General features: G+C 69.3%; 18 protein-coding genes, 1 tRNA gene and 2 pseudogenes. 8 read left to right on the top strand and 13 right to left on the bottom strand.

From position 1 onward, the window contains the following. The first annotated feature begins 290 nt into the window (after window positions 1-290). The 4 genes and pseudogenes from MHA02_RS08465 to MHA02_RS08480 form a co-directional block, all read left to right on the top strand. Complete coding sequence (locus MHA02_RS08465; protein WP_147078209.1) at window positions 291-2,015, top strand: type I secretion system permease/ATPase; 1,725 nt, start codon at window positions 291-293, stop codon at window positions 2,013-2,015. Next, window positions 2,012-3,319 (top strand): HlyD family type I secretion periplasmic adaptor subunit, encoded by a 1,308-nt coding sequence (locus MHA02_RS08470; RefSeq protein ID WP_147078210.1) that lies wholly within the window; start codon window positions 2,012-2,014, stop codon window positions 3,317-3,319. The genes MHA02_RS08465 and MHA02_RS08470 overlap by 4 nt, the downstream gene beginning before the upstream one ends. A gap of 322 nt (window positions 3,320-3,641) precedes the next feature. After that, window positions 3,642-3,718, top strand: a tRNA-Arg gene (locus MHA02_RS08475). A 217-nt stretch (window positions 3,719-3,935) separates the two neighbouring features. After that, window positions 3,936-4,181: pseudogene (locus MHA02_RS08480) on the top strand (transposase); the annotation flags it as partial. A gap of 21 nt (window positions 4,182-4,202) precedes the next feature. Here the strand turns inward: MHA02_RS08480 and MHA02_RS22965 are convergent. Then, window positions 4,203-4,472, bottom strand: coding sequence for a DUF6894 family protein (locus MHA02_RS22965; protein ID WP_373866684.1), 270 nt, complete (start codon window positions 4,470-4,472; stop codon window positions 4,203-4,205). Window positions 4,473-4,649: 177 nt separating this feature from the next. Between MHA02_RS22965 and MHA02_RS08485 the strand changes: the two genes are divergently transcribed. After that, entirely contained in the window at window positions 4,650-5,306 is a 657-nt protein-coding gene (locus tag MHA02_RS08485; RefSeq protein ID WP_147078211.1) for a hypothetical protein, read from the top strand. Between the two features lie 172 nt (window positions 5,307-5,478). Here MHA02_RS08485 and MHA02_RS08490 read toward each other — a convergent pair whose 3' ends face one another. The 8 genes from MHA02_RS08490 to sbnA all read right to left on the bottom strand — a co-directional run bounded on the left by MHA02_RS08490 (window position 5,479) and on the right by sbnA (window position 16,382). Continuing rightward, window positions 5,479-5,868, bottom strand: coding sequence for a ParB N-terminal domain-containing protein (locus tag MHA02_RS08490; RefSeq protein WP_147078212.1), 390 nt, complete (start codon window positions 5,866-5,868; stop codon window positions 5,479-5,481). Further along, the gene (locus MHA02_RS08495) at window positions 5,865-7,079 is read right to left on the bottom strand and encodes a type III PLP-dependent enzyme (RefSeq protein ID WP_147078213.1); all 1,215 of its coding nucleotides are present in this window, start codon (window positions 7,077-7,079) and stop codon (window positions 5,865-5,867) included. Before MHA02_RS08495 ends, MHA02_RS08490 begins: the two co-directional genes overlap by 4 nt. Further along, window positions 7,076-7,858, bottom strand: a complete 783-nt coding sequence (locus MHA02_RS08500; RefSeq protein ID WP_147078214.1) for an HpcH/HpaI aldolase family protein — start codon at window positions 7,856-7,858, stop codon at window positions 7,076-7,078. Before MHA02_RS08500 ends, MHA02_RS08495 begins: the two co-directional genes overlap by 4 nt. Continuing rightward, window positions 7,855-11,301, bottom strand: a complete 3,447-nt coding sequence (locus MHA02_RS08505) for an IucA/IucC family protein (RefSeq protein ID WP_147078215.1) — start codon at window positions 11,299-11,301, stop codon at window positions 7,855-7,857. Before MHA02_RS08505 ends, MHA02_RS08500 begins: the two co-directional genes overlap by 4 nt. Continuing rightward, entirely contained in the window at window positions 11,298-12,485 is a 1,188-nt protein-coding gene (locus tag MHA02_RS08510) for an MFS transporter (protein ID WP_147078216.1), read from the bottom strand. The genes MHA02_RS08505 and MHA02_RS08510 overlap by 4 nt, the downstream gene beginning before the upstream one ends. Beyond that, window positions 12,482-14,242 carry an IucA/IucC family protein gene (locus tag MHA02_RS08515; protein ID WP_147078217.1) on the bottom strand — a complete coding sequence of 587 codons (1,761 nt, stop codon included), beginning with the start codon at window positions 14,240-14,242 and terminating at the stop codon, window positions 12,482-12,484. The genes MHA02_RS08510 and MHA02_RS08515 overlap by 4 nt, the downstream gene beginning before the upstream one ends. Before the next feature lie 13 nt (window positions 14,243-14,255). Beyond that, window positions 14,256-15,266: a 2,3-diaminopropionate biosynthesis protein SbnB gene (gene sbnB / locus MHA02_RS08520; protein WP_147078218.1), complete on the bottom strand. Its 1,011-nt coding sequence runs from the start codon at window positions 15,264-15,266 to the stop codon at window positions 14,256-14,258. Window positions 15,267-15,362: 96 nt separating this feature from the next. After that, window positions 15,363-16,382, bottom strand: coding sequence for a 2,3-diaminopropionate biosynthesis protein SbnA (gene sbnA / locus MHA02_RS08525; RefSeq protein WP_147078219.1), 1,020 nt, complete (start codon window positions 16,380-16,382; stop codon window positions 15,363-15,365). A 622-nt stretch (window positions 16,383-17,004) separates the two neighbouring features. On the opposite strand from sbnA, the gene MHA02_RS08530 reads away from it, so the two are divergent. Next, window positions 17,005-19,200, top strand: coding sequence for a TonB-dependent receptor (locus MHA02_RS08530; RefSeq protein ID WP_244612411.1), 2,196 nt, complete (start codon window positions 17,005-17,007; stop codon window positions 19,198-19,200). A 36-nt stretch (window positions 19,201-19,236) separates the two neighbouring features. Here MHA02_RS08530 and MHA02_RS08535 read toward each other — a convergent pair. After that, window positions 19,237-19,524: pseudogene (locus tag MHA02_RS08535) on the bottom strand (transposase); the annotation flags it as partial. A 235-nt stretch (window positions 19,525-19,759) separates the two neighbouring features. Here MHA02_RS08535 and MHA02_RS08540 point away from each other — a divergent pair. Then, window positions 19,760-20,791 carry a hypothetical protein gene (locus MHA02_RS08540; RefSeq protein ID WP_147078221.1) on the top strand — a complete coding sequence of 344 codons (1,032 nt, stop codon included), beginning with the start codon at window positions 19,760-19,762 and terminating at the stop codon, window positions 20,789-20,791. Between the two features lie 83 nt (window positions 20,792-20,874). Here MHA02_RS08540 and MHA02_RS08545 read toward each other — a convergent pair whose 3' ends face one another. Together MHA02_RS08545 and MHA02_RS08550 are read right to left on the bottom strand one after the other, a co-directional pair. Continuing rightward, entirely contained in the window at window positions 20,875-21,384 is a 510-nt protein-coding gene (locus MHA02_RS08545; RefSeq protein ID WP_147078222.1) for an OsmC family protein, read from the bottom strand. A 451-nt stretch (window positions 21,385-21,835) separates the two neighbouring features. Beyond that, window positions 21,836-22,621, bottom strand: coding sequence for an ABC transporter ATP-binding protein (locus MHA02_RS08550; protein WP_147078223.1), 786 nt, complete (start codon window positions 22,619-22,621; stop codon window positions 21,836-21,838). 145 nt (window positions 22,622-22,766) lie between these two features. Between MHA02_RS08550 and MHA02_RS08555 the strand changes: the two genes are divergently transcribed. Further along, the gene (locus MHA02_RS08555) at window positions 22,767-23,051 is read left to right on the top strand and encodes a hypothetical protein (protein ID WP_147078224.1); all 285 of its coding nucleotides are present in this window, start codon (window positions 22,767-22,769) and stop codon (window positions 23,049-23,051) included. Window positions 23,052-23,198: 147 nt separating this feature from the next. Here the strand turns inward: MHA02_RS08555 and MHA02_RS08560 are convergent, their stop codons facing one another. Further along, entirely contained in the window at window positions 23,199-24,014 is an 816-nt protein-coding gene (locus tag MHA02_RS08560; RefSeq protein ID WP_373318350.1) for an ABC transporter permease, read from the bottom strand. Between the last annotated feature and the right edge of the window lie 18 nt (window positions 24,015-24,032).

The following is a 24,032-nucleotide window of genomic DNA, read 5'->3' on the forward strand; positions in this document are numbered from 1 at the left end:
GATCAACGCGCGCTCGAGCACACCCGGCCCTTTCCAGGACGCCCGCAGCGAAGCGGAAGGCGATCCGGGACCCAGCGAGAGAAGAGCCGCGTCAGCCGCTCGATACGAACGGCGTAAGTGTTCGGACGCTTCGCGCGGTTTTCGTGCCGGGCCCCGGATCGGTTTCCGCTTTCGCTCCCCCGTCCGGGGAAGGCGCGCGGCTGATCCGAAGTGCGCGCACGGACACAGGACGACGCAGCTTCCGGCCCGACCGACTGCACCCCCTTCACCCGAAAACCCGGAACCGTGACGTGAGCGAAGACCGCGTGGTGCGTCTGGCCAAGCGCCGGGAGTTCTGGGCTGCCGTGGCGGCGGGGCGGGGGGCGCTGATCGCCGCCATCGGGGTCAGCGGGCTGATCAACCTGCTGATGCTGACGGCCCCGGTCTTCATGCTTCAGGTCTACGACCGGGTGCTGCCGAGCCGGAGCCTCGCCACCCTCGTCGGGCTCGCCGGCATCGCGCTCATCCTATTCCTGGTCCAGAGCGTGCTCGAAGTGTTCCGGGCGCGCATCCTGTCGCGCTTCGGCCGCCTCGTCGACGAACGGCTCGGACACCGGATCTTTCGGGCGCTGCTGGTGCGCGGCTCTGAGATGCCGCGCAGCGACGAAGGCCCCCAGGCGCTCCGCGACCTCGACACGGTGCGCGGCTTCCTGTCGAGCATGGCCTTCACGGCCTTCTTCGACCTGCCCTGGGTGCCGCTCTACGTGGCGGTCTGCTTCCTGTTCCACCCCTGGATCGGTCTGACGGTGCTCGGCGGCGCGCTCTTCCTGTGCGTGCTGACGATCCTGACCGACTGGGCCTCGTCAGGCCCGACGCGGGACGCCGTCAAGGCGGGGAGCGAGCGCCGGGCCTTCGTGGACATGGCGCACCGTACCGCGCCGCTGCTGTCCGCGCTCGGCATGCGCGCGCGCATCGCCGCCCTCTGGCAGGTCAGGGCCCGCAACAACCTCGACGTGGCGACCTACGGCAACGATCTCGCCATCGGCTTCGGCGCCATGGCCAGGTTGATGCGCACCGTCCTGCAATCCGGCATCCTCGCCCTCGGCGCCTACCTCGTGGTGCGGGAGGAAGCGACGGCCGGCGTGATGCTCGCCGCCACCATCCTGTCGGCCCGCGCGCTGGCGCCGGTGGACCTCGTGATCGCCAACTGGAAGTCGTTCGCTGCCGCGCGGCAGGCCTGGACCCGCCTCGTGACGTTCCTGCCGCGCAGGGAGCCGGCGGCGCTGACCCCGCTGCCCGCGCCGCGCGAGAGCCTGCGGGTGACGGCGCTCTCGGTGGCGATCCCCGGCACCGACACGCTGGCCCTGCACGACGTCAACCTCGCCCTTGCGCCGGGCAGTGCCCTCGGCGTGATCGGCCCGAGCGGTTCGGGCAAGTCGACCTTCGCGCGGGCGCTGGTCGGGCTGGCGCGGGCGAGCCGCGGCGTCATCCGCCTCGACGGGGCGGCCATCGCACAGTGGGACCCCGACGCGCTCGGCCGGTCCATCGGCTACCTGCCACAGGACATCGAGATGTTCGAGGGCACCATCGCTCAGAACATCACCCGCTTCGATCCCAAACCGGACCCGGAGGCGCTGCTCTCCGCCGCCCGGGCGGCGGGCGTCCACGAGGTCGTGCTGCGGCTGCCCGGCGGCTACGACGCGCTGCTCGGCGCCGGCGGCCTCGGCCTGTCGGGCGGCCAGCGCCAGCGCATCGCCCTTGCGCGGGCCCTCTACGGCGATCCGTTCCTCGTGGTGCTCGACGAGCCGAATTCCAACCTCGACGTCGAGGGCGACCGGGCGTTGTCGGCGGCGGTCCAGGCCGTGCGGGCGCGCGGCGGCATCGCCATCGTCATCGCCCATCGCCCGAGCGCCCTGACGGCGGTCGACCGCATCCTCGTCCTCGCCGACGGCCGCGTGCAGATGCACGGCCCCCGCGACGACGTCCTGGCGCAGCTCAGCGCACTCACCCGGCAGACCCCCACGAGAGTCGCATGAGCAACGAAGCGGACGTCACCCGGGACACCCGTCGCTCGCTGCGGCGTCACATCGGCGGCGTGGTCGCGGTCATCGCCGTGGCGGCGGGCGTGGGCGCCTGGACCGGGGCCACCGAACTCTCCGGCGCCATCATCGCCACCGGTTCGCTGGTGGTCGAGACCAACATCAAGAAGGTGCAGCATCCCACCGGCGGTGTGGTCGATGATCTCAAGGTTCAGGAGGGCGCCCGCGTCCAGGCCGGCGACCTGCTGATCCGCCTCGACGCCACCACCGCGCGCGCCACCTACGACAGCGTCACCAAGAGCCTGTTCGAGCTGGCCGCCCGCGGCGCCCGGCTGGAGGCCGAGCGTGATGGGCTCGACGGGGTCACCTTCCCCGCCGACCTGACCGCCTCCGGTGCCGAGATCGCCCGCATCGTCGATGGCGAGCGCAAGCTCTTCCGCTTCCGGCGCGACGCGCTGCAAGGCCAGAAATCCCAGTTGAAGGAGCGCGTCGGGCAGCTCGGCGAAGAGATCAAAGGCCTTGTCGAGCAATCCGCGGCCAAGGAGCAGGAATCGACGATCATCGCCCGCGAATACGAGGGCGTGCAGGAGCTCTGGAAGCGGAACCTCATCCAGATGAGCCGCCTGACCGCGCTGGAACGCGACATCTCGCGGCTGAAGGGCGAGCGCGGCCTGCTCCTGGCCAACATCGCGCAGACCAAGGGCAAGATTTCGGAGACCGAGCTGCAGGTGATCCAGCTCGAACAGAACCTGCGCAGCGACGTGGCCAAAGAGCTCGCCGAGATCCGCGCCAAGGCCGCGACCCTGACGGAGCAGAAGATCACCGCTCTCGATCAGCTCCAGCGCATCGACATCCGGTCGCCCCAGACCGGCTACGTCCACGAACTCGCGGTCCATACCCGCGGCGGCGTGATCTCGCCGGGCGAACAGATCATGCTCGTGGTCCCGACCGCGGATTCCCTCGTCGTCGAGGTGCGCGTCGCCCCTCAGGACATCGACCGCCTGCGCACCGGCCAGGCCGCGGGCCTGCGCTTCCCGAGCTTCGACCAGCGCACCACGCCCGAGTTGCACGGCCGCGTCACCCGCATCGCGGCCGACGTCAGCGAGGACAAGCGCACGGGCAGCTTCTACTACCTCGTGCGGCTGGGCGTCACGAAGGATGAACTCGGCCGCCTCGACGGCGCCAAGCTGATGCCCGGCATGCCGGTGGAAGCCTTCATCCGCACCGCCGACCGCACGGTCTTTTCATATCTGACCAAGCCCCTCGCCGATCAGGCACGGCGTGCGTTTCGCGAGAAATGAGGGTTCACCGCACGACCTGGCCGGCGAGTGGAGCCGTTTGCGTCCGGCTCCAGGTCGCAGCGAAGAGGGCCAGGGTGGCCGCTGGCCTGGACCTCACACGCGCTTTCCGAGAGTCGGATCACAAAATGCCGGCGCACGGGCGGCGCCAGCGGAGCGCCTCTCCTGCGCCACCGCGTCGATCCGAGTTCGATGACAGATGGCTGCGCAGCCGACACGTTCGACCGTGTGACCGTTGCCCCTCGCGCCTTCGCCGTCATCCCTTCGCGCGCGTGGACGCCCGTTGCACCCGTCAACGGCTTGGGCTACTCACCACATACGGTCAGCACCCGTAGCTCAGCTGGATAGAGCGTTGCCCTCCGAAGGCAAAGGTCACACGTTCGAATCGTGTCGGGTGCGCCAATCATAACGGCTCGTTTTCGTTATGATTTTGGCATTTTGATCCAAGCGGCCCAATCACACCGTCGATCAGCCTGTCACGCTGCCGTCACAAGCATCGAGGCTGAAACCATGGCAATCATCCGCAAGCGTGGGCAATCTTGGCAGGGCCAAGTGCGCCGTGACGGTCTTTCCCCGATCTCGAAAACGTTTCTACTCCGGTCCGATGCAGCAGCGTGGGCTAGCCGGCGTGCGCGAAGCGATCGAAGCGGCCGGTGCGCGTCTGCTCTATCTCCCGGCCTACAGTCCGGACCTCAACCCGATCGAGCAGGCCTTCGCCGAACTGAAGGCACTCTTGCGGACAGCCGCCGCACGGACCGTCCCAGACCTTTGGGCCGCCATCCCAAACGCCTTCGCCACTTTCAAACCCGACGAACGCCGAAACCATGTCGCAGCCGCTGGATACGATGCTTTCGAGCCAACATGACAGGGAACGGCGCTCAGTCAGTCAAGGGTCGTTCCCAGGCGTCGGTATTCGAACGTCAGGCTGTCCCTGATCGACTTCGCATACGAGCCGAACATTGCTCACGATGGCTTGGTATTCGTCCTTCACACGGATCGCTATAACACCGCCTTCGCCTAGAACATCGAGTTCTTGAACGAAAGTTACCGCAAGCATGAGTGCCCTATGTCGTGCGTCTTGCGCAGAAGCCAATTCAACGCCTTGCGTATCGTGGACTGGATGCTCACCATCCACATCAAAATAAAACATGGGCATAGCAAATCACAACGCAACTCAGCATCGTGATGACGTATCGGTCTTCTCAAGCATTTTCCATGTGGTGGAGTACCGTCCGTACTGTTCCTTTGAAGTAGCTAATTTCTATCGATCTCGACCATCGTTACACATGCTCGCAATCCAGACGCCAACCGCAGGCAACGCCGACTTGCGCTCATGGAAATTGTCGATGCATGCGTCGGCACATCAGAGAAGAACTACGGCCGCACTCAATCAAGGATTTGGATCTTGATGAAACTGCTACTCACCCTGTTCGCCGGTCCGCTTTTTATTGGGTCGGCCTATGCTGAGACGCCATCCAGCGATTGCGCTCGGAAATTTATCGGCACTTGGCGGCACGAAGGCGCAACCACGAGCAATACCGAGACACTGACAGCCGACGGACAGGCGATCTGCAGTGGCAACGCCTTCTGCAGTCAGGGCACGTGGTCATGCACCGGGAACGTGGCGCACTACCAGAACGCCGGCGGTGCATGGGACTACGTGCTTCAGCCGGGTGGCCAAGTGTTGCAAGGGCCGGGAAACAACAGGGCAATTCGCCTGACCGCGGCGCCGCGTGATCCGGAGCCACGGCGACAAGCCACGCGTGGGTGCAACGGCGGGGTGACCGTATCGGAAGAAGCTGGTCGAGACGATAACTGCCTCATCGTCAACAACCAGTGTGGCACTACGATTTCTGTAAAGTTGGGAACGACGCAGAGCGCGAAGTACCGAGGCTCGCAGGACGTAGAATCAGGCCGGCCGGCAAGAATCTGCAGCGGCTATGGATCCTCGAAATATGTCTACAAGGGTTTTACGGTTCCCCGGATGTAGACCAGCCGAACAACCAATGAATGGTAACGTCGTAGAGCGCGCATCAGGTTGTCGTCCGACGAACAGACCGCGCAGCATAGTGCTATCCGCTCGCCCCGACATCGTCACGCTTTGGGACGCGTGCGCGAGCAGCGATCGCTAAGATCCAAGATCGATTTGAATCTGACCATTGCTACCAAAGCAGAGCTTGTAGGCAGAATGTCTCTGATGCCTTCGCTTCGAAGAAATGACGCGTGGTTTTCGGCGGGTAGAGTTCACCGGCACGCGCACGACGAAGAACGTCTTCTCGGGTCGGGCGAATCTCGGCGCGCCATGACGTCAAAGCCACGTCATCGTATGCCAGGATGCGAACGGGCACCCGGCCGAGGCCGAGCTGGATCGCGGCTGCGTGGCGGTGGTGGCCGTCGAGGATGGCGAACGTCGTCCGTTCGAGGCAGATCGGCTGCGTCCAAGCCTGTCGCGTGACGATCATCGCGATGACGTCGCGGACCCGCCCCGGGATGATCTGCTCCGTCGGCCGCAGGTCCAGGGGGGACATCAGGCGGATCTCGTCCGCGTTCACGCCGACTGCTCCGGGACGACGGCGCCGTCGGCCAGGAAGAGGCGCTCCGGGTGCGCGTGGCACAGGAAGTCGTGGTGCGAGATGTCCCAGCCATAGGCGCCGGCCATCAGGAAGACGACGCGGTCGCCGATCCGGGCACGTTCCACGGGGATGTCGCGGGCCAGAATATCCTTGGGCGTGCAGAGTTCGCCGGCCAGCGTCAGCGGCTCCCCGGCGATCTCCGGACGTGGCCAGTCGTTGTGCCATGCCTCCCGCGGTTGGATGGCGAAGGGGTGATCATGCGCCCAGGAATTCGGCAGGCGGAAATGATGCGTGCCGCCGCGCAGGAGCGCGAAGGCCCGGCCGTGGGCACGCTTGAGGTCGACGATCTCGCAGACATAGGCCGCGTGATAGGCGGCGACGATGCGGCCGCACTCGAACTGGACGCGGGTGCGCGCATCGAGATGCGGCGCGAGCAGGCGTGCGAACGCGTCCGCGTCGAAGCGCCAGTCCGGATCGGCGTAGTCGACCCCCCATCCGCCGCCGAGATTGACCAGCCGGAGATCGAGGCCGTAGGCCTCCGCCCAGCGGCGGGCGAGGGCGAGTTCCGCGGCGCAGAGCGCAGCGTGGCCGGCAGCATCGCGGTTGTTCGAGACGGTGTGGAAGTGGAACCCCTCGAAGCGCAGCGCCGGGCAGTCGCGTAGTACCGCGATGGCGTCGGGGATCGCGGCCTCCTCGATGCCGAACTGCGTTGCCGCGCCGCCCATGGTCAGGGTCGCGCCGGGCACCGGGCCGGCGAGGTTGACCCGCAGCAGCACCGGCAGGATCGCGCCGGCCGCCTCGGCGACGGCGTTGGCGATCCGCATGGCCTGCAGGCTCTCCAGGTGCAGCCGCTCGACGCCGTGCGCGAGCAGCGTGGCGATGTCCGATCCCGTGCGGGCCGGGCCGCCCATGATGATCCGTGCGCTCAGGCCTACGGCAGCGCGAACCCGCCTGATCTCGCCCGCGGAAGCGACTTCGAAGCCGGCGACATGGGGAGCGAGCGCCCTGAGCACGCGGGGGTCGTTGTTCGCCTTTACGGCGTAGAAGAACTCGGCGCCGCGCGGCAGCGCCGAGACGAGCGACCGGGCGTGATCCATCAGGGCATCGAGATCGTAGACGAAGGCGCAGACCGGCCGGTCATCCCGCGTCAGGGCGGCGATCTGCTCGATGGTGGGGCGAAACAGCGTCATGCCTGGTCTCCGAAGGCGGCACGCCAGCCGCGATCCGACTCGGTCAGCGCCCGGCGCAGCAGGCCGCGGTCATTGGCGGCGATGACCCCGAGGGTGCCTTCGTCCAGTATTTTCGGGGTGTCGGCCTCCGAACGGGCGAAGGCGAAGTTGAGGATCCCGGCCTGCCGGCAGATCCGGGCGAGCGCGGTTCCCGCAGCGGTCACGGCTTCGGCGCCGGTCTGCCAGGGCAGGCCGATCGCCTGTGAGTAGTCGGCGGCGCCGAAGAGCAGCCCGTCGATGCCGTCGAGCCGGGCGATCCGCTCGGCGGCATCGAGGCCGGCCGGCGTTTCGATCATCGCGATCACCAGGGTCTCGCGATCGAGCCGGGCGACGAGGTCCGGGAGGTCGCAGTCGCCGAAGCGGCCGAGGCGTCCGGCATTGAGCCCCCGGATGCCGCGCGGCGCGTAGCGCGCGTTCCGCACCGTCTCCTCGGCCTGCTCGGGCGACTCGACCCGTGGCACCACGATCCCGGCGGCTCCGGCATCCAGGCTCTGCAGGATGCGCTCGGAGGCGGCGTTCGGCACGCGAACGAGGGCGCTCACGCCGGCCCGGTCGGCGGCAGCGAGGAGCCGTTCGAGGGCGCCGCCGTCGATCAGGGTGTGCTCCAGGTCGATCAGCACGAAGTCGAAGCCGGCCACGGCCGCGATCTCGACGATCTCGGAGGCGGGAATCGACACGAACAGGCCGCCGGCCGGACGGCCTCGATCCAAGAGGGTCTTGAGGCGAAGGCGCGCGCTCACAGCCTGTGTCCCGGCGCCGCGAGTGGATTGGCGACTCTTCGGCCGCGGGCGCCGGCCGGGTCGAGACGGCGGCGGGCAAGGTCCTCCATCACCACGGTCTCGGCCGCGAGCCGATAGCGCAAAGCCCCCTCGCGTGAAGCGGGATGGGCGGCGCAATGATCGGCCAACACGGCGACGACCCGCTCCCAGAACCGCGCCTCCGGAAACCCGAACCAGAGATCGAGGCACCAGCCGAGCTCGGCCAGGTTCACGCCGAAGAGAGCGTCGACCATGAAGTCGCGCACATCCTCGACATCGCGGGCCTCGACATAGGAATTGGCGTTGACGCGGGCATGCTCGGCCGGCGTCGGGACGAGGTCCGGCCGTCGGCATTTCAGCAGGTCCGGCACGAAGCGGACGCCGTCGTGAAAGTCCTTCAGCGCCACGCGGGTCGGCCAGCCGTCGCGGTGGAACAGCACCATGTTCTGCTGGTGGCTCTCCAGCGCGATGCCCTTCGCGACCAGCAGGTGCACCACCGGCAGCATCGCCACGGTGAGCAGCCTGTCGAGCCACGGCTCGACGCCGTGCCGGGCGATCCAGTCCGCGATGAACGGCGCATCGCCGTCGCGATGGGTCAGCGCCGTGAACGGCACGGCGGCTTCGCCCTGGAGATGCGGGCCGACCGGGTCGCGCCAGATCGCCGAGAGCGCGCCGCGGAGCGATCCGGCCCGGTCCCAGGACGGCGCGAGCGTCACCGCCGCGCCCATGCGCTCGGCGAGCAGGACGGTGCCCGACATGCGCAGGAACGCATCGTCGCGGGCGACCTCGCCGAGCCATTCGCTGACGATCGGCGCGTTCAGCACCGTATGCGGCGCCAGCGTGCGGGCCGTGGACGTGTTGCGGATCGAGAGAGAGAGCTTCAGCGACGGCGCGGACGGATCCGTGCTGTCGCCGAGGGTGCGGATCGATTGCTGGGCGCGGTAAGCATGCGGTCCCTCGCCGAGAACGATCAATCGGCCCCCATGCCGCGCCGCGGCGCTCGCGCCGTCGGCGAGACGCTCCCACTGCCAGGGATGGACCGGCAGCAGAACGAAGTCTTCGGAGGCTCCGCCGCGCACCGTTATGCGGGCCTCGAACGCCGACCGGGTCTTTGGGTCGAGGGTTTGGGACAGCAGGCCGTCGTCCTGACCGTTCGCGACGCCGATCGCGCCGCCGGCCGCGATCGAACGGTGGGCGGCGATCCAGACGGGACGGATATCGGCCCCGAATTCGGGACCGTAGGCGGCGTTGTCGGCGGGCGAGAAGCCGATGCGGGACTTGAAGCAGGGGTGGTAGCGATGCCCGTCGGGCAGGGCGCCCTCCAGCGAGTCGTAGTCGAGCGATCGGAGGCGCTTGCCGGCACCGTGTGCGAGGGCGCGGGCGTGGTTGTCCTGGGTGCGGGCGAGTTCCTCCGCGAAACGTGTGTGGTCGTCTGCCGTGCCGGGCAGGTGCGGCAGAAGATCGGCAAGGAAGGTGGAGGCATCGCCGACCGCCGCTCCCGCCGTGGTGAGGCTGCCGGCCTCGACCAGCACGCGGCCATAAGCCCACATCCGGCGGGCGCGGGCCGTGTAGGTTCGGGCCCCGTTCGCGGTGGTGATGACGATGCTTAGGCCGTTGTCGGCCTCTCGGAGCGTCAGTACGGAGGCGGGAAGCAGTTCCTCGTGCAGCAGCGCTCCGAGCAGTTGGACGGCGACGCGCTGACCGGCCTCGTTCCAGGCCTGCAGCGTGGCGTCCGCCGCGATATCCGAGCGGCTGTCCGCATTCGGAATGCGTAGCGGGTTGGCCAGCCGCACATAATCCGGCCGTTCACCGCGTCCGGCGAGGCAGCTCGCGAGATTGCCCTTGGCGGGCAGCGTCTCGGCGTCGAGCAGGCGCGCGACCAGGGCGGCCGTCGCGGGGCCCTCGTCTGCCTCGGCGAGGGTTTGCGACAGCACCTGCCAGAGACCGGCCTCGTCGCGATCGGCCGCCCGCGCGACGATCGCGACGACATGCGAGGCTTGGTTGACGACGAGGTAATAGAGAAGCCGGTGCCAAGCCTCGTCGGCCGAATAATAGACCGCCGGATCGAGTTCGAGGCCGGGCGCCACCGCCGCAAAGCGTCGGCCGTCGATGCTGATGCCCTCGAGATCGCGCAGCACGAGGCGGTCGGGCAGACGGCCGTCCGCGATTGCGTCGAAGGCGAGCAGGCTGTTCTGCGCGTGCGCCTCCAGGCTGATCCCGGTCGTCGCGAACAGGCGCAGGGCCGGCAGCAGGACGGCCCGCCCATAGGCCCGGATCCAGGCCGCTGCCCCCTCGGCATGGAGCGCACAGCCGAGATCGGCCAGGATCGGCCGGCCGTCGCGGGGCAAGGGTTCCAGCAGGCCGGCGACGACGAAGGCTTCGCGGGACGGTCCCTCGCGCACCAGAACGCCGGTGACGGCGTCGAGTTGCGGATGGTCGACGAATAGCGCACCGCGCTCGCTCAACACGTCGAGCCCCGCCGCGGCGACGGCTTCGGGCACGGCCGCGAAGGCGCGGGCGGCGGCGATGCTGCGGGCGAGATGCTCGCGGCTGTTGGTGCGGGCGAAGTTGGTGATCCGGGCCGCGATCGGCAGCTTGAGAAACAGGTTGCTCTCCGGCGCGAACACCGTGCGGACGGAGGAAGTCGGCCGCACGGTCTCGCCGCTCGGTCCCGTCAGCACGAGCCGGCCCTCGGCGACGAGCGTCGTGAAGGCCGGGTCGGCCTCCAGGCGCGCGGCCTGCCAGGGATGGCTCGGCAGGACGACGCGTTCGCCGATCGTCTCCGGCGAGAGGCCGGACAGGGCGACCAGCGCAGCGTGGGTCGCTGCCTCGGCGCCCGGATCGCGCCACAGGCCGCCGACGCAGTCGCGATCGGCCAGGATCCAGCGCAGCCGGAAGGCGGCGCCGCGCTCCGGGCCGTAGGCCGCCGTGTCCGCCTCCGAGAAGCCGTCGACGCTTTTCGCCATGGGGTGAAACGGGTGACCGTGCCAGAGGCTCTGCTCCAGCCCGATCGGCGAGAGGTCGGCGGGCCGAGCGGCACAGGCGCGGATGTGATCGGCCGAGCGGTCGAGGCTGTCGAGCATGCGCCGCTTCACCGTCTCGCGGATCGGGCTCGGATCGGTCGCGAGCGCATCGACCATACGCCGGGCCAGATCACCCGGATCGTCGCACGGCAGGGTGCGGCCGTCCGGCCGGCGGAGCCGGAGGGGCTGCCCCCATTCGTGAAATCCGCCCGGCGAATGCCGCAGGCAGGGTGCGAGCAGGGTGTCGGCGCCGAGGGGGATCGCGCAGGTCTCGCCCGCCTGCGGCCTGACAGTGCCTGGGCTCTCGCGCAACCAGGTATTGAGCAGACGCTCGACGGCGTGGGTCCTGTGGATGGCGGCGACCGGGTCGAGACGGTCGGAGGTGGCGAGGGCGCGGGTCATGCGGCGCGGCTCCGGGTCTGGTTTAGGGGATGGCGGGCGATGGCGAGCCAGACGGCGCCGGCCAGCGACAGGCCGGCCGCGGCCCAGATCGCCCCGGCCGGGCCGAACGGCACCAGGACGAGACCGGCCGCGAAGGGTCCGGCGAGCTGGCCGAGGGTCAGGCTCGCCCGGACATGCGCCACCGCGGCGACGCGGTTCGCGCCGGCCTGTTCGGCCGCGGCGAACAGGGCCGGCGACTGGCCGGCAAAGAGGGCGCCCTGCAGCAGCCGCAGCGCGGCGATCCCGACGAGACCGAGGCCGAGCGGGACCGCCGCGAAGGCGGCCGCGCAGCCGGCCAGCGACAGGGCGAGCGCGGTGAGCGGCGAGAGCGCGCCGATCCCGCGTCCCCAGGCCGGCAGCACCAGCAGCGCCACGAGCCAGCTCGCGGAGTGCAGCAAGCCGATCAGCCCGGGCGTGAAGGTGGCCGGGTCCTCCGCGTTCGCCCAGGTCGGGAAGAAAGCGACGAAGGCGAAGGCGCCCGCGCTGCCGAGCAGGCCGGCCCCGAGCACCGGCCAGCCGGTGATCCCCTCACCGACCGTGCCGTCCGGGGCCTGGAGCGCAATGCCACGGCAGAGGCCGGCGGCGAGGAGGCTCGCCACTAGAATGAACCCGCCGCAGGCGAGCATCAGCGCCGCGAACCGGCCATGCTCGAAGGCGAGACCGCCGACGAGCGGCCCGATCAGGCAGCCGGCCGAGACGGCCTGCTGCATCAGCGTGTAGCCCCGGGCCGGGCCGAGGCACGCCTCCCGGAAGCCCAAGGCCAGCACGACGCCGCCGCCGGCCGCGCCCTGGACGAAGCGGCCGATGACCAGGGCGGCAGGGTGCGCGGCGGAGGCGATCATCGCGCAGCTCAAGGCAGTGAGCAGGCCGGTCCAGAGGATCAGGCCGGGCAGCGAGACCCTGGCCGCGAGCCACGGCCAGGCCGGCGTGAGCGCCAGCGTCGTGACGGCTGGCGCCGCCAGCGCCAGGGCCGTCCACGAGGCCGGCGCGTCGCTCATCACGGCGACCTGCAAGCCGAGGAAGGGCAGCAGCGCCAGGGGAGCGGCCGTCACCAGGGTCTGCAGGGCGACAAGCGCGAGGAGGGCACGCGGATGCCCCGCCCCGGCGCACGGGTCTGCCGTCGGGGTCCGCGACAGGCCGGTCATCGCAGGGCGTCCCGAAACAGGGGGTTCGGCGCGGAGCCGAGCCGGCTCGGCATCGAGGTGTTCGCCGTCTCGAGCGTGAAGAGCGGGATAAGCACCTGCTTGAACGGTGCCGCCTCGCTGTCGAGCAGGTTTTTCGTGATGAAGGACCGGCGTTCGGCCGGCATCTGCGTCTCGGCGAGCACGCGCTCGCAGGTGGCGACGAGACTGTTTCGCGCGATGGAGAGGCTAAAGCCGGGATCGGCGGCGGCGAAGGCCTCCGCGATCGCGCGGAGGGCGACGTCGACCGCGAGCGTCTGCGCGTAGGCCAGGAGGTCTTCCGGCCGGCGCAGCAGCAGCGAGTTCCGCAGCGGATCGGTGACGAGATAGGGCGGCACGGTCAGGCCGCTCTCGGCGAGCCAGGCCGGCGCGGTGCGCACGGTGTCGTGGTCGCGCAGGACGAGGCGGCGCGGCGCGCCGTCCGAGCAGAGCAGCAGCGCGTTCTGGCCGTGAAGTTCGGGCACGAAGCCGAGGGCGATGCAGCGCAGGGCCGTGCCGAGGACGAGATCGGCGATCCCGGCAAACAACCCGGCCAGGTCCGGATGGTCTCCCGCCACGGCGCGGACGGCGGGCGGTAGGCCGCCGAGGGGCGCGACGGCGAAGCTCGCGAGCGGCACGGGCATGCCGGCCGCCTCGGGCAGGCGGCGGATCTGGCAGCCGAGCAGGGCGCCACGCTCGGCGTAGACGTCGCCGTCGGCTTCCGAAAAGTGCCAGAACGCCGTCTCGTCTGCGGCCCGGACGTGGTGAGCGAGCCAGGGGTCGCGGGCGAGCCCCGCTCGCACCAGCGCCTCGCCATGCAGGCCGTTCTGGAGGGATTGCGGCGGCAGCAGGCGGCGCACGCCGAGCGTCTGCACATCGAGAGGCAGCTTGAGATGGAGCCCCGGCCGCGACGGCAGCGCCACCGTCCGCAGCGACGAGGTCGCCGCGCACAGCGATCCCTGGAAGTCGAGCGGGACGAGACGGCCGGAGCGCGTCTCGTCGGCGAACGGCTCGGCCAGCGCGTGCGCGGCCTGCCAGGGATGCAGCGGGGTAGCGACGTGCGAGCCCGTCAGCCCTCGCGCGGCGAGTTCGGCGTCGAGGAGGACCCGTTGGGGCGCGTCGAGCAGCACCGCGGCCGGTCCGCCGGGATCGGCCGCGGGCGATGGCTCGCATCGCTCTCGCACCAGCGCGCACCAGGCGAGCGGGAAATAGCGACCGGCTTCCGCGCCGTAGGCCAGCATGTCCTCCCGGCTCAGGCCGTGCCGTGCGCGCGCAAGCGGGTGGAACGGACGGTCCCGCCAGGCGGCGAGCCGCTCGAAGGCCAGCGGCGGGCCATCGCGGGCATCGGCCTCCAGATCCGGGGCAGCCGTCTCCCAGAGATCGGCCTCGGCGACGATGCCTTGCAGCCGCGCGATCGTGGCCGCGGCGGTTGCGGGCGCGAGGTCCGGTACCGCCGCGAGGACGCCGGCGAGCAGGCCCGGCGCGTCGAGCGGGTCCTCGGTCGTGGCGCTCTCGTAGCGCACTGGTCCGGCGAGGCGGACGCCGCGTCTCCAGCCGTCCGGCCGCACCGTCGCGCGCAGATGGGCCGCGCCGAGCGCCAGGGCATAGTCGCGGCTGCCGTCGGCGAAGTCCGCCCCGAGGACGGCGCGGCTGCGAAAGCCCGCCACATCCTCGATCCAGAGCGCGTCGAACAGCTCGGCCAGGAGCTCTGGCCCGATGCGGCCGGTCATGGCGTCGGTCACGACGTGCCGCCCGTCAGTACAGCGGCAGTAGCGTGCCGGCGCCCTTCGCCTCGGCAAGGCGCAGGATGGCGGCGGCGCAGGCGACGTCGTCGATCGCCATGCCCATCGGGTTCAGGAGGATGATCTCGTCGTCGCTCTCGCGGCCGGGTTTCCTGCCGACGACGATCTCGCCGAGTTCCGCATGCAAGGTCTCGCGGGAGAACTGGCCGGACTCGACGAGCAGGTTGATCACCTTCTTCTCGCGGTTCGACTGGTCCCAGTCGTCGACGACGACCTTGTCGGACTTGAGAAACACCTCGCTCTCGACATCCATGATCGAGACGTTGGCCAAAAATGTTCCGCGCGAGAGCCAGGAGAACGGCAGGTAGGGCGTGTCGGTGACGGTGCAGGTGACGACCACCGATGCGTCGCGCACGGCCGCTTCGGCGGTCTCCGCGATCGCGATGCGCAGGCGCGGGAACCGGTCGCGCAGGCGGGACGAGAGATCCTCGGCCGCTTCGCGGCGCAGGTCGAACAGGCGCAGGGTTTCCAGCGTCGGAAACTGCTCGGCCAGCATCCTGGCCTGACGCTCGCCGATCGGCCCGCAGCCGACGATGGAAGCATCAGTGAAGCCGGACTTCGCGAGATGGCGCACGGCAACGCCGGTGACGGCGGCGGTCCGCATGGCGCTGATCAGGCCCGCCTCCATGATCGCCACCGGAAAATTCGTCTCGGCGTCGTTCAGCACCATCACGGCGCTCGCCCGCTCCAGGCCGCGCGCAGACGGGTTGTCGTGCTTGGAGCCGATCCATTTCAGGCCGGAAATCGGATGGTCGCCGCCGATCCAGGCCGGCATGGCGATGATGCGGTCGGCGATGTGGCAGCCGCGCGGATTGCGCAGATAGGGCTTCAGCGGCTGTACGAACTCTCCGGCCGCGTGCAGGCGCAGGCCGTGCTCGATCGCTGCCATGTAGAGATCGGAATGGTCGCCGCCGAGGGCGGCGATGTCTGAGCGTGACAGGTAGCGGAGCGTCGGTGCGGTCATGGCGTCGGCCTTCTGGACCTGGCGGTGCGATGGATCGGCGCGCAGGACGGCGCCCCCCGGCCGGGCCGGTAGGCGGGCCTGCGACCGGCGTTCGGATCAGGCTGCGGCGGATCGCGCGGCGTCGTGTCGGCCGCAGCCGACCCGGTGGTGGGAATCCGCGAAGGAGCGGGTCAGCCGGCGCTCCTCGTCCGGCCAGGACCGGTCGTGGACGGTGTCGAGGTAGCGTTCGCCGCGGTCGGGCAGCAGCGTGACGATGCGCGAGCCGCGCGGCAGCTCGGGGACCAGCTTCGTGATCGCGGCGATCACCGCGCCCGAGGAGCCGCCGGCCAGGATGCCCTGCGTGTCGACGAGACGGCGGCAGCCGAGCGCCGCCTCCCAGTCGGTGGCGTAGATGACCGCATCGACCTCGGATTCCTCGAGCTGTTCCGGCACGCGGCTCGCCCCGATCCCGGGGATGTCGCGGCGGCCGCCGGGCGCGCCGAAGATCACCGAGCCCTCCATGTCGACGGCGACGACTTCGATCCGCGGCCAGCGCTCGCGCAGGCGCCGGGCGAGGCCCATCAGCGTGCCGCAGGTCGAGACCGCGGCGACCACGTGGGTCGGCTCGACCGGCATCTCGCGCACGATCTCGGCACCGATCCCGTTGTAATGGGCCCGCCAGTTGTCGGGGTTGGCGTATTGGTTGAGCCAGACGGCGCCGGGGATCTTGGCGGCGAGATGTTGGACGCGGCGCACCCGGGTGTGGAGGTAGCCGCCTTCCTCGTCCTTCTCCTCGACCATATCGATCCGCCCGCCATAGGCCTCGATCAGCCGCAGATTGGCCGCGGCGATGTTCGGGTCGACGACCGCCGTGAAGGCGAGGCCGCGCTGGCGGGCGATCATCGCCAGGGCGATGGCGAGATTGCCGGACGAACTCTCGACGAGATGGCTGCCGGTGGTGATGCGGCCCGCCGCGATGGCTTGGTCGACCATATAATGCGCCGTACGGTCCTTCACGCTGCCGCCGACATTCAGCATTTCGAGCTTGGCGAAGACCGGGACCGCAACGGGCGGAAACATCCGATCGAGCGCGACCAGCGGCGTCTTGCCCACCGGCGTTTGAGAGATCGTCGTCATGGCTGATCCCGGATTGAAGATAATTCAAAATTTAAGCGGCAATACGCCAGCTCACTTGACGCAAGAGCCAAGATCGCCATCGACCTCAGCTTGGCACAGACATAATCAGCTGCGATCGTAAATCAAGCAAAACGCAGAAATTGTCGATCTGCATCTTAGAGTTTACTGTAGATCTATTCCAATTCGAACGAAAATATCGTTCGCATTCTGAAACTTAGTCGGGATCGCGGCGAGACCGGTGCCGGCGCTGCGCGGCCGGCGGTGATCGAAACAACGCCACCTCGGGCAAAAACGGCAGCCGTCGGGAAGGTTGCATTCTATACAAAGAATCAAAGTTTAGAATTAGACCAGAACAATCCTGTGTCTCTCCAGTCACGGACGACGCAAACCGTCTGGATCGCTCTCCCCGAGGCTTGCACCCCTGTTGATCGGCCCAGTAGATGCCTCGTCAGCGTGTTGGGCGCGCAGTATATTACTGCGCTCAATACAGCGTCATCTTAGGTTGCGTGCAAGAAGTGGGCTGCTGACTATGAAGGATCGGCGAACACGCGGTCTATGCATCTCTGGTGCTGTGAAGCAATCGCGCGACGCTCGCAGTGGTTCTCGCAACAGTCAGGTCGTCTTGCTGTCGACCCTGCTGTTGTTCGACGCGTCGGCCGTGTCAGCCCAGAACGCCACGCGGCTTGACGAGATCAGCGTCGAAGGTGGCGGCGGCGGAACCGGCCCACGTCCGGAAGCACCGCCGGTTGCCGCCCCCACACCGGCACCGACGACGTCGATCCCGACCCCCACCACCGGCGTCGTCGGGCCGCCGCCGGCGCCCTATTCCGGCGGGCAGGTCGGGTCCGGCTCGCGCCTCGGGCTGCTCGGCAACCGCAACGTCTTCGATCAGCCCTTCAGCTCCACCAGTTTCACCGAGAAGGTGATCCGCGACCAGCAGGCGCGCACCGTTCAGGACGTGGTCGACAACGATCCCTCGATCCGCACCAACGTGCCGGCCTTTTCGGGGATTCTCGGATTCTTCATCCGCGGCTTCCCCTATTTCGCACAGGACATCGCCTTCAACGGGCTCTACGGCGTCGCCGATTCCTTCAACCCGGCGATCGAGCCGATCGAGCGGATCGAGGTGCTGCACGGGCCCTCGACCCTGCTCTCGGGCGTGCCGCCCTTCGGCAATATCGGCGGCACGATCAATCTGATCCCGAAGCGGGCCCTGGACGAGCCCTTGAATCGCGTCACGGTCGGCTATTCCTCCAACGCGACGATCTACTCGGCCGTCGACGTCAGCCGGCGCTTCGGCGAGGGCAAGGAGTGGGGCATCCGCTTCAACGGGGCGATCAACAAGGGCCAGACCCCGATCGACAACCAGAGCATCGACTTCGGCGTCGCGGCCTTGGCGCTCGACTATCGCGGGGAGCGGTTCCGGGCGAGCGTCGACCTCGGCTACCAGCAGCTCGACTTCGACTCGCCCCTGCGCAACCGCTCGGTGGCCGCCGGCGTGCGCATCCCCCGCGCGCCCGATTTGACGCTGAACCAGCATCAGCCCTGGGAGTACCGCACCAGCGACAACAAGTCGGTCGCGACGCGGATCGAGTACGATCTCACGCCGGATCTCACGATCTACGGCGCCTACGGCCGTAGCCAGTTCTTCCAGCAGTATTTCGGCGGCGTGCTGACGATCTTCAACACGCGCGGCGACTATCGCGACCCGATCCAGTTCATCCCGTTCGAGATCAACAACGAGACGGCCGAAGCTGGCCTGCGCGGCACCGCCGAGACCGGCTTCATCAAGCACAGTTTCGGCCTCGCCGCCGTCGGATTCTGGCAGGCGAACGGACAGCAGCCGGGCATCCCCGTCGGCGCGACCATCGTCTCGAATCTCTACGCACCGACCTATGTACCCGAGCGCTCGGCGATCGGCATCTCCCAGCGCACGCCGACCACGAGCACGCGCATCAACCGCTCGATCGCCATCGCCGACACGATGTCGTTCCTCGACGACCACGTGCTGCTGACCATCGGCGGCCGCTGGCAGAGCCTCGACGTGCGCTCGTTCAGCCCCACGACCGGGTTCAAGACCGGCGGCAGCGACGCCGGCGCCTTCTCACCGGGCATCGGCCTCGTGGTGAAGCCCTTCGAGCGGCTCTCGCTCTACGCCAACTACATCGAGGGCCTGACCTCGCCGGTGGCGCCGGTGACCGCGCGGAACGCGACGGATGCGTTCCCCGCCTTCGTCTCGCGCCAGACCGAGGTCGGCGCCAAGTACGATTTCGGCAACGTGGGCCTCGGCTTTGCCGCCTTCACCATCGAGCAGCCCTTCGGCTTCCTCGATCCGACCAGCAACGTCTTCTTCGCGGGCGGCAAGCAGCGCAACGACGGCGTCGAGTTCACGGTGTTCGGCGAGCCGATGCCCGGCGTGCGGCTCATCGGCGGCTTCACGCTCCTCGACGGCGTGCAGGTCCGCAGCTCGACCGCCGCCTTCGCCGGCAAGACCGCCATCGGCGTGCCGGACGCGCAGATCAACCTCTACGGCGAGTACGACCTGCCGTCCTGGCTCGCGCCCGGACTGACCGCGACCGGCCGCGTCATCTACACGGCGTCGCAATACTACGACCTCGGCAACACCCAGAAGATTCCCGACTGGGCGACGCTCGACGTCGGCCTGCGCTACACCACCGTCTACGACACCCGGCCGGTGACGTTGCGGGCGACCGTCGTGAACGTGACGGGCAACAACTACTGGGCTTCCACCGGCCGCGGCATCCTGAGCCAGGGTGCGCCGCGCACCGTACTGCTCTCGGCCTCCGTCGATTTCTGAGGCGGGACCCCGACCGTTGCCCGAGGAGCCATGCGTGATGCCCGCATGCGCGTCCGAGACGGCGAGCTTGACCCCGCGCAGACCGCGGCGCGCCAGCCTCCGGCGGAAGGCCGTCCAGAACGTCTCGGCCTCGGACGGCCCGGCATCCCTGCCGAGCACCTCCCGTCGCCGGTCTGCATTGACGATCACCGCGACCGAGACGGTGCGGCCGGCCTCTCGGGTCTTCACGTCGGTGGCGTCGATCCCGAGATAGGGCCGCTCGCCCTCGATCGGACGGTCGAGGAAGGCGTTCACCGGTTCATCGATCTCCTGGCAGCGCCGCGAGAAAGGGTGCGCCGGGCGGCGTCTTGCACCCTCGCGTCCTTCCGAGTTCACCGACGCCGCTCCGGAATGACGGCATGGTTGTCGCGAGCCGCAACTTTCGCCGTTCAAGTTGCAGGTCTTTTACCTCGGCTCGGAGCATGGGAGGTCGGGCCGAGCGCTTGACAGGAAGCGAGGACGGGCTGACGCATCGCGAAGAAGTGCCCGTTCGACCGGGCCTCCCGGAGACACCAACCCGATGCCGTTGCGTCCTGCCCTCCGCCGTTATGCCGCCCTCGGTGTTCTGGTCGCCGCCCTCTCGGTGCCGTTCCTGGCGACCGAGGCGGCCCGCGCCGATGCGACGGTGTTTCCGCCGAGCTCGCGCTTCGGCTTCCAGCCGCCCTCGGACATGGCGCCCTCGAAGCGCTTCATGGGCTTCGAGCGTCTGGAGGGCGGCGCGATGGTCTCGGTGGTCGAGCTGCCGGCCGGGGCCTATGCGGAGATCGAGAGGAGCTTCACCGACGAAAACCTCAAGAGCCAGGGGTTCGCGGTGGATTCGCGCGAGGCGGTGAAGGTCAGCGGCGGTCTCGAGGGCCTGCTGTTCACGGGCGGGCAATCGGTGCCGGCCGCGCCGACCCCCGACGCGACGGGCACGCCGTCGGCGGAGGCGCCGGCCATCGCCCCCGGCGGCCCGACGATCAAGAAGTGGCTCCTCCTGGTGAACGGCCCGGACGTCACCGGCATCGTCGTCGCGCAGATCACCCCCGGCGCCGAGACCGACGAGACCATCAAGAGCATGCTGCTCGGCGTGACCCTGCGGCCGGCGCTCACCGTCGCGCAGCAGATCGACGCCCTGCCCTTCCGCATCACGGATCTCGCCGGATTCCGGCCGATCCGGGCGCTCGCCGGAAACTCGATCCTGCTGACCCGCGGCCCGAACGACCAGCCGGCGAACTTCGAGCAGCCGATCCTGGTGCTCGCCCAGGCCGTGCAGCAACCGCCGGCCGCCGAGCAGCGCGAAGCCTTCGCCCGCGCCGCGCTCTACTCGAACCAGACCCTGAAGGATTTCATGGTCGAGCGCTCGCAGAGCTACCGCCAGAACGGCATCGACTGGCACGAGATCGTCGCCCGCGCCAACGACGTGCCCACCGGCACGGCGGTGGTCATCACCCAGACCATCCGCTTCAACCCCGACGGCTACCTGCGCTCGCTCGGCGTGGTCCGCGCCGAGCAGCGCGACGAGACGTTGTCGCTGTTCCGGCAGGTGGTGGACAGCGTGCAGTTGCGCTGACTGTCGGTCCGGGGCCGCCTCCCCCGAGGTCACGGGTCCGGCCCTGGACGGCTTCGCGGCGCGCGTACTTACGGATGCGGCGATCAGCCTCGCGAGGACGTGACCGCCAGCTCCGGCTTGTGGTTCAGCGTCTGAAACACCACGCAGTAGCGCTCGGTCAGCTTGAGCAGTTGGTCGAGCTTCTCCTGCGGCGCGTCGGTGTCGAGTGCGAAGCTCAGGCGGATGGCGCGAAAGCCCACCGGGGCCTCCTTGTCGACGCCGAGCGTGCCGCGGAAGTCGAGGTCGCCCTCGGCGCTGACCGTGCCGGCGCGCAACGGAATCTCGAGGGCCGTCGCCACCGCCTTCACGGTCACGCCGGCGCAGGCGACGAGGGCTTCGAGCAGCATGTCGCCCGAGCACAGCTCCAGGCCCGAGCCGCCGGTCGCCGGATGCAGGCCGGCTACCGCCAGGGCGCGGCCGGTCTCGACCTTGCAGGCGATGGAGGTGTCGTCGAGGGTGCCCCGGGCCTTGAGCGTGACGACCGCCGAATCCGGCGTCTCGCGGTATCGGTTCTTGAGCGGGGCCTGCATCTCGCGAAGGGCGGTGGCGTCCATCGGGCGTGTCCTCGTCATTCCATCGTCGGCGCGGCTTAGTGCCGGATCGAGGCCGAGGCAATCGGATGGCGGCCGGCTCCAGGGCTCCGAACCCGCGTCAACGACTTGCAACGTATACGGTGACCCCTCTGATTTGTGACAACCACACCGTCATCCCGGGTTCCGCTGCGCGGACCCGGAATGACAGTGCGGCATGGCTGTAGCCAAGTCAGATGGACATTCACCCGAGTCCGAAGTCCCGCAGCCGATCCGGATCGCTCCCCCAGTTCGCCCTCACGAGCTTGGCCGCCCCCCTGATGCGGCCCGGACGGTTGGTGCAGAAAGTCGGGAACGGCGCCATATCGTGCGCCGGATCCTTCCTCGAAAAGAAATCTTCTCCAAATCGAGCGGCTGGCCGCCGGGACGGCCCGGGACAGGCGGGACGATCGTCCCGCACGCGACGCGCTTTCCGCTAAAACGAACCCCCACCGGCAAAGGCCTCGGCCACCTTCGCCCGCGTCTCGACTGGACGCAGCGAGCGGTCGAGGGCGGCGAGGATGCCCCGGGTCGCGGCCTCGCTTGCCGGCGAGGTCGGGTCGCGCGGGCGGGGCATGGGCAGCGCCAGGGTCTCGTCGAGGCGACCGGGCTTGGGCCGCATCACCACCGCACGGTCGGCCAGCGCCACGGCTTCGGCCACGTCGTGGGTGACGATGAGCACCGTCGGGCGGACCTCCTCCCACAGGGCGAGCAGGTGCCGGTGCAGGTCCTTGCGGGTGAAGGCGTCGAGGGCCGAGAACGGCTCGTCGAGGAGCAGTACGCGCGGGCTCGCGACGAAGGCACGGGCGATCGCAACCCGCTGCTGCTGCCCGCCGGAGAGTTCGCGCGGCCAGCGGTGTCCGTGCTCGGACAGGCCGACGCGGTCGAGGGCATGGGCGACGCGCGCACGCTGCTCCCGCCGCGGCCGGTCGGCGAGGCCGAAGCCGACATTGTCGGTCACCGTCAGCCAGGGCAGCAGGCGCGGCTCCTGAAACACCAAGCCGACGCCGGGATGCGGGCCGGCGATGGCCTCGCCGTCGAGGCTGATCCGGCCGGCGCTCGCCGTGTCGAGCCCGGCGATGAGGCGCAGCAACGTGGTCTTGCCGCAGCCCGAGCCGCCGATCAGCGCGACGATCTCGCCGCCGGCGACCTGCAGATCGATGCGGTCGAGGGCGTGGGTGCCGTCGGCATAGGTCTTGGAGAGGGCGTCGAGGCTCAGCATGGCGGCGTTTCGATAGCACGCGATGTGGGCGGAGGGCATCGCGCCGGAACGGCGGATTCGCAGCGACCGTGTCGCCCACAGGGCATATCCGCCTGGGCCGGTGCGGTGCTAGGCAGCGACATCCAGTCCGCCGGGGTATCGGGCCTTGACCACCAGCCTTCGTGGCCTCCTGCTCGCCGCGCTCGTGCTCGGCCCGGCCTCCGCCGCCGACCTCTCCGGCGCGCCGGTGCGGACGGGCCGCTTCCTCGCCACCTGCGAAGACCTCGGCCAGTTCTGCTTCGCCGACGCCTGCGGCCGCAACCAGATCGACGCGGCGCTGAACTGCCGGGCATTGTGCCCGAACTCGGCGATCCTCAGCGTCGTGCCGGGGTCGTGCCCGCTTCCACTTGGAGATGGGCGAGTGCGGGTGAGGTTGCGGGCGAAGGGGTGAGCGCTCGGCCAAAAGCGGTGTGCCAACTGGCATAGCTGCAGAAGCGGAGGCTTTGCGCAGCCGTCAATCGTGCTTCGAGGCCGCTCTGCCGGCACCTCGGCATGAGGAGGCTTGGGGTTGGCAGGTCCGTCGTGGCCGAAGGATGCCTCAGAGCGTCTCCCGCGCCGTGTCCTGCCAGCGCACCAGCGGGTTGGTCAGCGCCACGAGCAGGGTATCGGCGAGCTTGCCGACGATGGCGAAGCTGATGATCGCGGCGAGGATCTGGTCGGGCTTTCCGAATTGCTGGCCGTCGACCAGCAGGTAGCCGAGGCCCTCCGAAGCGCCCATCAGCTCGGCCGCGACCACGAACAGGAAGCCGAGGCCGAGGCCGGTGCGCAGCGCGGTGAGCGTCGCCGGCAGCACGGCCGGCAGCAGGATACGGCGGGCGAGCGCGGTTTTCGAAAGCCGGAAGATGCGGCCGACCTCGACGAGCTTGCGGTCGACGGAGGCGATGGCCGCCGAGACGCCGACATAGACCGGGAAGAATACGCCGACCGCGATCAGCGCCACCTTCGGCGTCTCCAGGATGCCGAACCATAGGATGAACAGCGGCACCCAGGCCAGCGACGGCACGGCCCGCAGGGCCTGCAGGGTCGGGTCGATGAGCCAGCGCAGCCACGGCAGCGTCGCGGTGGCCGTGCCGGCGAGGATGCCGGCGCCCGCCCCGAAGGCGAAGCCGAGGCCGACGCGGATCAGCGTCGCAGCGACATGCATCCGCAGATCGCCGGAGGCGGCGAGTTGCCAGAGGGTCGCACCGACACGGCTCGGCGGCGGGATCAGCCGCCCCTGCGCGAAGCCGAAGCGAACGGCGAGTTCCCAGCCGAGCGCCAGGATCACCGGCACCGCGAGGCCCAAGCCCCAGCGTAGGGCGGAGCCGTTGGCGCGGGGCGCCCGCGGCGTTGCGGCGATCGCCGGCTCGGGCACAGCGACGGAGATGGTTCC

The organism is Methylobacterium haplocladii, from assembly GCF_007992175.1.
GTDB lineage: Bacteria > Pseudomonadota > Alphaproteobacteria > Rhizobiales > Beijerinckiaceae > Methylobacterium > Methylobacterium haplocladii.